This is a genomic window from Streptomyces sp. NPDC058697 (assembly GCF_042715345.1).
Lineage (GTDB): Bacteria > Actinomycetota > Actinomycetes > Streptomycetales > Streptomycetaceae > Streptomyces > Streptomyces liliifuscus.
The window spans coordinates 695376-703903 of sequence record NZ_JBHXSU010000003.1 but is presented as its reverse complement, the minus strand read 5'-3'; the positions used below and the strand labels follow the sequence as shown (position 1 = coordinate 703903).

Sequence of the window (8528 nt, the reverse complement as noted above, 5' to 3'; positions counted from 1 at the left end):
GCGTCGTTGGTCGGCGCGAACACCGTGATGTTCTCGGCGTTGTTCAGGGTGTCGACCAGGCCGGCCTTCTTCACCGCGGTCACCAGCGTGGACAGGGCCGGGTTGTTGGAAGCGGCGGTGGCCACCGGGTCCTTGGCCATGCCGTCGAAGGAACCGGCACCGTCCGCCGGCACTGTCGCACAGGCCGGCCCGAACGGCTCGTCCGTGGCGGAAGCGCCTGCGGCGCCGTCCATGCCCTCGTCGGAGGGTGATACCGGAGCGGATTCCTTGCTGGAGGAGTCGGACTTCGCGGAGTCGCTGCTGTCGTCGGAACAGGCGCTCAGGGCCAGCGGCAGGACGGCGGCTGCGGCAACGGTGACGGCGACACGACGGATACGGGTGTTCATGGTGTTTCTCCTGTTGGTTGATACGGCCGAAGCCGCGTTCATACGGGGGGTAGGGGAAGTGGCTCGGGGTGGGTCAGTCGACGGTGACGACGACCGAGTGCCAGCCGCTGGCCCCGTCGGGGATGGTGCGGGCGCGCTTCTGGGTCTGGACGGATCCGGTGCGGTCGGTGGCGCGCACCGTGAGGGTGTGGCCGCCCTTGCCCGCCTGCCAGGGAAAGGACCACTGGCGCCAGGTGTCACGCGAGTCCTCGGCGGCGAGGCGGGTCTCCTGCCAGGGGCCGTCGTCGATGCGGATCTCGACCTTGTCGATGCCGCGGTGCTGTGCCCAGGCGACTCCGCCGACCATGACCGTGCCGGCCCGGGGGCGGGCGAACGGTCTGGGCGTGTCGATGCGGGACTGGGTCTTGATCGGCGCCTGGCGGGCCCAGTCGCGTTTGACCCAGTAGGAGTCGTAGGCGTCGAACGTGGTGAGTTCGATGTCCTTGATCCATTTGCAGGCGGAGACGTAGCCGTAGAGGCCGGGCACGAGCATGCGGACCGGGAAGCCGTGTGCGAAGGGCAGGGGCTGTCCGTTCATTCCGACGGCGAGGAGGGCGTCGCGGCCGTCCATGACGTCGTCGACCGGGCTGCCGATGGTCATGCCGTCCACCGAGCGGGCCACCAGCTGGTCGGCCGGACCGCCCCGGGAGGGAGGCTTCACCCCGCACTCGGCGAGCAGGTCCGCAAGGCGTACGCCGATCCAGCGGGCGTTGCCCACGTAGGGACCGCCGACCTCGTTGGACACGCAGGTCAGGGTGATGTCGCGCTCGATCAGCTCCCGTTGCAGCAGGTCCTCGAAGGAGAGAGTGACCGGCCGGGTGACGCCCTTGCCGTGGATGCGCAGTTGCCAGGTCGTGGCGTTCACCGTGGGCACCACGAGCGCGGTGTCCACCCGGTAGAAGTCGCTGTTCGGCGTCGTGAAGGCACTGATCCCGGGGATCCGCAGCTGGGCCCCCTTGGGCACGGCGGACGCCGGCGAGGCGGGGGTCGGCAGGGCGACATTCCCGCGCGAGGCGATCGCGTCCTGACCGCGTGAACCGGCCAGCGCCCGGCCCAGGGCACCCGCCCCGGCCGATGCGGCGGCGGCAGCGGTCGCCGCGATGACGAAACCACGACGATCCCATCCCGCAGCCCGAACCGCCGAGTGCCCCTCCTCACCGCTGCTCGGACTCGGCTTGGAGGAGGGGAGTGTGAGGTGGCCGACGAGCAGGAACAGGACCACGGCTGCGACGACCGCGCCTGCGGCCGAGGGCAGCGCGTCGGCGAGACCGGTCGAGTCGGGCCGACTGATGGCCGCGGCAGCCCCGACAATCCCGAACACCAGGACCCCCGCCGCCCCGGTGCGCCGGTATCGCAGTGCGACAATTCCCAACGCCAGCGCGAACAGGGCCAGAACGGAAAGAATCCCAAGCTGAAGAACCAGTTTGTCGTTGGTGCCGAAATTCCGGATCGCCCAGTCCTTCACACCGGCGGGCGTACGGTCGATCGCCGCACCCCCGACCGCGATGACGGGACCCGCCTGCGGGCGCACCCACGCCGACACGAGCTCGGCGACAGCGAGAGCCGCGAATCCCGCGAGAGCGCCACTGAATGAACCCAGAATCAGCCGCAGCCAGTTGCGGGGAATTCGCGGCTTCTTCTCGTCGTCTGTCACGTGGGGAATCCGGCCCCGAGAGCCCGGCGGATTGGTCGATCACCCGATGGGAGGAAGTTTTTTCTCAGACCAATCCGCGCGCGCCACTGCAACGGATTCAAAGAATGGGGGTTTCTCTCTGAATTCGGCAGGTGCCGTCAACCGTCATCACATCCCTTGTTTCTCAAGCCATCCACAGGCCAGTCGGCCACGAATCACCCCTGAGAACAAAAGGGGTTGATATGACATGAAACGCCCATGTGGGAAACCCGCCGAGGCAGCGGCGCGCCGCCTGAGCTCCGTGCGCAGGGATGTCCGCGGCCAGCTGGAGCGATGGGGACTCGGCGAGTTGGCCGATGATGCCGCGCTCGTCGTCAGCGAGCTGTTGGGCAACGCCTTGCGCCATGGCCTGCCGCCGATCTCTGTGTCCCTCACTCTTCAGGGTTCAGAGCGTGGTCAGACGGTACGGATCGGGGTCACGGACGCCGGCACCGCCTTCAATGTCGAGTTCGTCCGGTCGAAGTGGAGACACCCCTCCGGCTGGCTGAGCACGCGAGGCCGTGGGCTCTGGCTGGTCGACGCGGTTGCTTGCGCCTGGAGCGACCTGCCTGGTGGCTTCGGCCACACGGTCTGGGCCGAACTGCCCTGCAGCACTTGCTCATGACATCCCGCCGATTTTCTGTGCGCCGAGCTGAAAAAGAGCTTCTCGTCCCGGAAGCACCGTGCCCTGCATCCGTACGGGGCTCGCTTCTCGAAGTGCCTCGTAACACGAGACGGCCCAGATGCGTCCAACCTTCAGAAAAGACAAGAGGAGCCGCCCAGTGGCGGGGCCCGTAGACCGCAGCACCGGAAAGGCTTCCCCTCCCGGCCGAGGCACCCGCATGCCGGAAACAGTGCGGGCGGGTCATCGCCCCTGGCGGACGGCCCTGCGCTCACCGGATCGTAGGAAGATCGCCCTTGAGGCAATCCGCTCTCCTCACAGCTCCGGATTACGCGCGAGATCCACGTTCGCGGCCGACCGGGAGGAGAAGCGATGACACACGCGCCAGGAGGTGCCGCGCAAGGCCGGGAACGGCGCACGGCCGTGATCGGCAGCGGGGTGGCGGGCCTGACCGCCGCATACGTGGTCGGCCGCGCGCACCACGTCACGCTGTACGAGGCCGACGACCGGCTCGGCGGGCACGCCCATACCCACGACCTGGTGTCGCACGGCACGACATACCGCGTCGACTCCGGCTTCATCGTGCACAACCACCGCACCTACCCGAATCTTTTGCGTCTCTTCGACGAACTCGGCGTCACCACACAGGAGTCGGAGATGAGCATGTCGGTGCGGTGCGAAGGGTGCGGCCTGGAGTACGCCGGTGCGCGTGGTGCCGCCGGGCTCTTCGCCCGGCGCCGCAACGTCCTGCGCGGGGCCTACCTGCGCATGCTCACCGAGGTGCCCGCCTTCCACCGAGCCGCACGACGTCTCCTCGCCCAGGGCGCCGAACACGCCCTCACCCTCGGGGAGTTCCTGGACCAAGAGGGCTTCTCCCCCTACTTCCGCACTCACTTCATGACGCCGGTCGTGTCGGCGGTGTGGTCCTGCGACGCGGACACCGCCCAGCACTACCCGGCCGCCTACCTGTTCCGATTCCTGGAGCACCACGGAATGCTCTCGGTGGGCGGATCGCCGACGTGGCGCACCGTCACCGGGGGTTCCCGCGCATACGTCGATCGGGTGGCCGCCCGCCTGGACGCGGTGCGCCTCGCGGCCCCGGTCCGTGCCCTGCGGCGGCACCCGGACGGCGTCATCCTGACCGCGGACGACGGCACGACGGAGTCGTACGACTCCGTGGTCGTAGCCACCCACCCGAACCAGGCCCTGAAGCTGCTGGCCGACGCCACGCCGGAGGAGAAGGAGGTCCTCGGCGCCTTCCGCTACTCCCGCAACACCACGCTCCTGCACACCGACACCAGTCTGCTGCCGCGCGCCCCAGGAGCCAGGGCCTCGTGGAACTACCTGATGCCGTCATGCACTGCGGGCGCCGACCGGGTGCGGGTCAGCTACGACATGAGCCGTCTCCAACAGCTGGACGCTGCCGAGACGTTCGTGGTCACGCTGGGCGGCCAGGACCGGATCGCCCCCGACCGGGTCCGCGCCCGCATGGTCTACGAACACCCGGTCTACACCCCGGAGTCGGTGGCTGCCCAGCAGCGGCTGCCCGAACTGAACACCCCCATCACCGCGTTCGCGGGCGCCTATCACGGCTGGGGTTTCCACGAGGACGGCTGCCGGTCCGGGGTGGCGGCCGCCGCCGCACTGGGGGTGGAATGGTGACGACTCCAGCACCCGCGCCCGCCCTGTACGACTGCGCGATCGCCCACGTGCGCACCGCGCCGATGCGGTACGTGCTGCGCCACCGCACGTACATGTGGCTCATCGACCCCGACCGGCCCCCCGAACCACCCCACCTGCTACGGGCGTTGGCGCGTTTCGAACCGCGCGACCACTTCACCGGCGATCAGCCGTCGATCCGCGCGGGACTGGATGCCTTCCTGGCCGGGCACGGGGTGGATCTGGGCGGCGGCCCAGTCACGATGCTCGCCCACGCACGGGTGTTCGGGTATGTGTTCAATCCGCTCACCCTGTACTGGTGCCACGGCCCCGACGGCACCGTGCGCTGTGTCGTCGCCGAGGTGCACAACACCTACGGCGAACGCCACTCCTACCTGCTGAGCCCGGACGCTTCGGGGACGGCGGAGGTCGGCAAGGAGTTCTACGTCTCGCCGTTCTTCCCCGTCGACGGCCACTACCGCATGCGCCTGCCGGCTCCCGGGGAGCGGCTCGACCTCACCGTGCACCTGGAGCGGGAAGGCGGCAGGGCCTTCACCGCGACCGTTCGCGGCACCCGGCACGAGGCCCGTGCGAGAACGCTGCTGCGGCTGGCCCTGCGACGGCCGTGGTCCACGCTCGCGGTGTCCGTGGCCATCCGCCTGCACGGCATCCGTCTGTATCTGCGCGGGCTGCCCGTCCAGCCCCGTCCCGACCATCGTCAGAACCCGGAGAAGACCACATGAGGACAGCCGAGCCCCGATCCGCCGACGCGGGGCAGACCGTGACCGTGTCCCCGGGGACCGCGGCCGTCGACCCGGCCCGCTGGCCCGACGTCGCCTTGCAACCGTCCACCTCCCGGGCGCGGACCTCGGTCACCGCGGCCGTCGTACACCGTGCTCTGCGGCGACTGCCACTGCACGTCCGGTTCGCCGACGGCACCTCACTCGGCAAGGGCGGCCCGGCACTGGACGTCCACGATCCGAAGGCGTTCCACGGCCGCATCGGCAGCCAGGGACTGGTCGGCTTCGGTGAGTCGTACATGGCCGGCGAGTGGGACGCCCCCGACCCGGTCGCCGTCCTCACCGTGCTCGCGGCCAACGCGGCCGAGCTGATTCCCGCGCCCCTCCAGCGGCTGCGCGGGCTGTGGGCGCCGCGCCGGCCGCGTGCCCAGCGCAACACCCCCGACGGCTCCCGGACCAACATCAGCCGCCACTACGACCTGTCCAACGACCTGTTCGCCCTCTTCCTCGACGACACCCTCACCTACTCGTCGGCGCTCTTCCGCGGCTTTCCCTCCGACCGGGACCTGCTCGCCGCCGCCCAACACCGCAAGATCGACCGGCTTCTCGACCTCGCCGACGTGCAGGAGGGCACCAAGGTCCTGGAGATCGGCACCGGATGGGGCGAACTCGCGATCCGCGCCGCCGCGCGCGGCGCGCACGTCACCTCCCTCACCCTCTCCCGGGAGCAGCGCGACCTCGCCCGCGAGCGCGTCGCGGCGGCCGGACTCACCGACCGGGTCTCGGTGGAACTGTGCGACTACCGCGAGGCACGCGGCACCTACGACGCCGTCGTGAGCGTCGAGATGATCGAGGCCGTCGGCGCGGAGTTCTGGCCCGTCTACTTCCGCACCCTCGACGAACGGCTGGTCCCCGGGGGCCGCGCCGTCCTCCAGGCCATCACCATGCCCCACGAGCGGATGCTGGCCAGCCGGAACACCTTCACCTGGATCCAGAAGTACATCTTTCCCGGCGGCCTGCTGCCCTCCGTCGAGGCCGTCGCCGAAACCGTCCGAGACCACACTCGGCTCGCGATCACCCGCCGGGACGCCTACGGCGCCCACTACGCGGAGACGCTGCGCCTGTGGCGCGAACGCTTCACCGAGCGCACGGACGAGATCACCGCGCTCGGCTTCGACGAGACGTTCCGCCGCATGTGGACCTTCTACCTCGCCTACTCCGAGGCCGGATTTCGCTCCGGATACCTGGATGTACAGCAGTACCTGCTCACCAAGGAGGCTCCCGCCCGATGACCCCCGTCCAAACTGCCGGAGCCGGGACCGCCCAACGGCTGGCCGCGCTCGCCGAGGCCGCGTTCGGCGGCCGTCTTCCCGTGCGCTTGCGCACCTGGGACGGCAGCGAGGCCGGCCCACCCGGAGGCCCGGTCGTCGTCGTACGGTCCCGGCGCGCCCTGCGGCGGCTGCTGTGGGAACCGGGCGAACTGGGCCTGGCGCAGGCGTACATCACCGGCGAACTCGACATCGAGGGCGACCTCGGCGAGGGAATGCGCACCCTGTGGGCGGCAGCCCGGGAGCGGAAGCCGCACGCCTCCCGCCTCACTCTCACCGACCGCGCCCACGCGATCGGGATTGCAGTGCGGCTCGGCGCCGCGGGTCCACGCCCGGCCCCGCCTGCCTCCCAGGCACGCCTGCGCGGCGGTCTCCACAGCAAGGCCCGCGACCGGGCGGCCATCAGCCACCACTACGACCTGTCCAACGCCTTCTACCGTCTGCTCCTCGACGAGACGATGGCCTACTCGTGCGGCTACTGGGCGAGCGAGGCCCCGGACTTCACTCCGGCCGACGCCCAGCGCGCCAAGCTGGAGCTGATCTGCCGCAAGCTCGGCCTGGTGCCCGGCGCCCGGCTGCTCGACATCGGCTGTGGATGGGGCTCCCTCACCCTGTACGCCGCCGAGCAGCACAAGGCGCAGGTCACCGCGGTCACCCTGGCCCAGGAACAGGCTGCGTACGTCCGTGAGCAGGTGCGCGAACGGGGTCTGGAGAGCCGGGTGGAGGTGGTGTGCCAGGACTACCGGGACATCGCGGGCGGTGGCTACGACGCCGTCGCCACCGTGGAGATGGGCGAACACGTCGGCGACGCCGAGTACCCCGCGTTCGCAGCGGCCCTGCACCGGTTGGCCCGGCCGCTGGGCCGCGTATTGGTGCAGCAGATGTCCCGGGGGGCCAAGGCGCCGGGCGGGGGCGCCTTCATCGAGGCGTACATCGCGCCCGACATGCACATGCGGCCGGTGGGCGGGACACTCGCCATCCTGGAGCAGGCCGGGCTGGAGGTACGGTCCGTGGAATCGCTGCGCGAGCACTACGTGCGTACGGTCGCTGCCTGGCACCAAACGCTGGAAGAGCGCTGGGACGACGTCGTACGGCTCGTCGGCGAGGAGCGCGCACGGGTGTGGCGGCTGTACCTGGTCGGCGGGGCGCTGGCGTTCGAGGAGCAGCGCATGGGTGTGGACCAGATTCTGAGCGTGCGGCCGACGGCCCAGGGGCGCGGCGGAATGCCCGCGACACCCCAGGACTGGTACGCCGGGCTGGACCGACTGTGAACGGGGACCGGCTGTGAACGGGTTCGCCTGGGCGGCCTTCGCCGTCAACCTCGCGTGGTCCGCGGCGGCCGCGCTGGGCGTCATGCTGATCACCTTCGCCATCGCCGTGCGCAAGGGCATGCACCGGGTCGTCGACGTCGCCTGGGGGCTCGCGTTCACCGCGGTCGCCGTGGTGACCTTCCTGGCGTCGGCGGACACAGGTGATCCAGGCCGACGCCTCCTGGTGACCGTACTGACGGCGTTGTGGGGGGTGCGGCTGGCCGCGCACATCGCCCGGCGCGGGCGCGGGCACGGCGAGGACCCGCGCTACGAGGCGCTGTTGTCCAAGGCGCCCGGGAGCCGGAACATGTACGCGCTGCGGATGGTGTACCTGCTTCAGGGACTGTTGGTGTGGCTGGTGTCGCTGCCGGTGCAGGCGGCGCAGTACATTTCCGGGCCCATGACCGTGGTGGCCGCGGCGGGCGCCTTTCTGTGGGCGGTCGGCATGTTCTTCGAGACGATCGGGGACGCTCAGCTGGCCCGGTTCAAGACGGATCCGGCGAACAAGGGCCGGATCATGGACCGCGGACTGTGGCGCTACACCCGCCACCCCAACTACTTCGGCGACTTCTGCGTCTGGTGGGGCCTGTTCCTGATCACCTGCGACTCCCTCGCCGCCGCTGCGGTCGGTGTGGTGTCCCCGGTGGTGATGAGCCTGCTGTTGACCAAGGGCAGCGGAAAGCGGCTGCTGGAGCAGCACATGGCCGAGCGTCCGGGCTTCGACGAGTACGCGGAACGCACCAGCGGCTTCTTCCCCCTGCCGCCCAGATGA

General features: G+C 70.1%; 8 protein-coding genes. 6 read left to right on the top strand and 2 right to left on the bottom strand.

The annotated features are described in order from the left end of the window. Together ACFWXQ_RS10850 and ACFWXQ_RS10845 are read right to left on the bottom strand one after the other, a co-directional pair. Window positions 1-386, bottom strand: a 386-nt coding sequence (locus ACFWXQ_RS10850) for a fasciclin domain-containing protein (RefSeq protein WP_386267977.1), incomplete at its 3' end; no start/stop codon positions are given. A gap of 73 nt (window positions 387-459) precedes the next feature. Beyond that, entirely contained in the window at window positions 460-2079 is a 1620-nt protein-coding gene (locus tag ACFWXQ_RS10845; RefSeq protein ID WP_383949293.1) for a molybdopterin-dependent oxidoreductase, read from the bottom strand. Window positions 2080-2305: 226 nt separating this feature from the next. Between ACFWXQ_RS10845 and ACFWXQ_RS10840 the strand changes: the two genes are divergently transcribed. From ACFWXQ_RS10840 to ACFWXQ_RS10815, 6 genes are all read left to right on the top strand, one after another. Beyond that, window positions 2306-2722 carry an ATP-binding protein gene (locus tag ACFWXQ_RS10840; RefSeq protein WP_383949290.1) on the top strand — a complete coding sequence of 139 codons (417 nt, stop codon included), beginning with the start codon at window positions 2306-2308 and terminating at the stop codon, window positions 2720-2722. Between the two features lie 369 nt (window positions 2723-3091). Beyond that, window positions 3092-4381, top strand: a complete 1290-nt coding sequence (locus ACFWXQ_RS10835) for an NAD(P)/FAD-dependent oxidoreductase (protein WP_383949287.1) — start codon at window positions 3092-3094, stop codon at window positions 4379-4381. After that, window positions 4375-5121, top strand: a complete 747-nt coding sequence (locus tag ACFWXQ_RS10830) for a DUF1365 domain-containing protein (RefSeq protein WP_383949284.1) — start codon at window positions 4375-4377, stop codon at window positions 5119-5121. The genes ACFWXQ_RS10835 and ACFWXQ_RS10830 overlap by 7 nt, the downstream gene beginning before the upstream one ends. Next, the gene (locus ACFWXQ_RS10825) at window positions 5118-6410 is read left to right on the top strand and encodes a class I SAM-dependent methyltransferase (protein WP_383949281.1); all 1293 of its coding nucleotides are present in this window, start codon (window positions 5118-5120) and stop codon (window positions 6408-6410) included. The genes ACFWXQ_RS10830 and ACFWXQ_RS10825 overlap by 4 nt, the downstream gene beginning before the upstream one ends. Further along, window positions 6407-7717 (top strand): class I SAM-dependent methyltransferase, encoded by a 1311-nt coding sequence (locus tag ACFWXQ_RS10820; RefSeq protein WP_383949278.1) that lies wholly within the window; start codon window positions 6407-6409, stop codon window positions 7715-7717. Before ACFWXQ_RS10825 ends, ACFWXQ_RS10820 begins: the two co-directional genes overlap by 4 nt. Window positions 7718-7730: 13 nt before the next feature. Next, the gene (locus ACFWXQ_RS10815) at window positions 7731-8528 is read left to right on the top strand and encodes a DUF1295 domain-containing protein (RefSeq protein ID WP_383949276.1); all 798 of its coding nucleotides are present in this window, start codon (window positions 7731-7733) and stop codon (window positions 8526-8528) included.

Bases quoted from the DNA above. Each gene is read 5' to 3' on its own strand.
- ACFWXQ_RS10830 (WP_383949284.1), top strand. From the start codon at position 4,375: ATGGTGACGACTCCAGCACCCGCGCCCGCCCTGTACGACTGCGCGATC.
- ACFWXQ_RS10835 (WP_383949287.1), top strand. From the start codon at position 3,092: ATGACACACGCGCCAGGAGGTGCCGCGCAAGGCCGGGAACGGCGCACG.
- ACFWXQ_RS10825 (WP_383949281.1), top strand. From the start codon at position 5,118: ATGAGGACAGCCGAGCCCCGATCCGCCGACGCGGGGCAGACCGTGACC.
- ACFWXQ_RS10820 (WP_383949278.1), top strand. From the start codon at position 6,407: ATGACCCCCGTCCAAACTGCCGGAGCCGGGACCGCCCAACGGCTGGCC.
- ACFWXQ_RS10840 (WP_383949290.1), top strand. From the start codon at position 2,306: ATGAAACGCCCATGTGGGAAACCCGCCGAGGCAGCGGCGCGCCGCCTG.